The following is a 577-nucleotide window of genomic DNA, read 5'->3' as shown; positions in this document are numbered from 1 at the left end:
CCTTTAGGTCGCGTTCGATGCCGTAAAGCTTGTTGATCAGATTCAGCGCGATATCCGCACGCCCCGTTTTACCTTTGGGCTGCACTTTCTGTGCTTCAACGAACTTGCGACGCGCATGGGCCCAGCATCCCAAACGCTCAACTCCAGCTTGGGCGCCCAGTGCGGTATAACCGGCATAATCATCGGTCATGACGTAACCGCGATAGCCATCGAGCAGGCGCGTAGGCACCTCCTGCGCTCGGCTGGTGGAGTAGTCAAAAAGGATCACCGGCTTATCCGGCGGGCCGCCGGTTTGCACCCACATCCATGACTGGCTGCCTGGCTCGCGGTCAGGCTCTTTCAGCACTTGCACCCGCGTTTCATCGCAATGGATGACCCGGCTGGCCAATAGGCTGTCACGCATTAAATTCAGCAGCGGCCGGAAGTGTTCGCCGCACTGGATAACCCAGCGTGCCAAGGTCTGGCGAGGGATATCGATGCCGTGGCGGCCCAGTACTTTTTCAAAGCGGTGAAGCGGCAAACCGTCCACATATTTAGTGGTCAGCAGCATCGCCAGAACGCTCGGGCTGGCCATGCT

At 58.6% G+C, this 577-nt stretch carries 1 protein-coding gene; it reads right to left on the bottom strand.

Annotated features, from left to right (window positions below; all coding sequences use genetic code 11):
• Nucleotides 1–577: IS66 family transposase (gene tnpC, locus BZK31_RS10410; protein WP_157900723.1), on the bottom strand; the 577-nt coding region annotated here is incomplete at both ends.

This window comes from Pseudomonas floridensis (assembly GCF_002087235.1).
Classification (GTDB): Bacteria; Pseudomonadota; Gammaproteobacteria; order Pseudomonadales; family Pseudomonadaceae; genus Aquipseudomonas; species Aquipseudomonas floridensis.
This window is presented reverse-complemented; position numbering and strand designations above follow the sequence as displayed.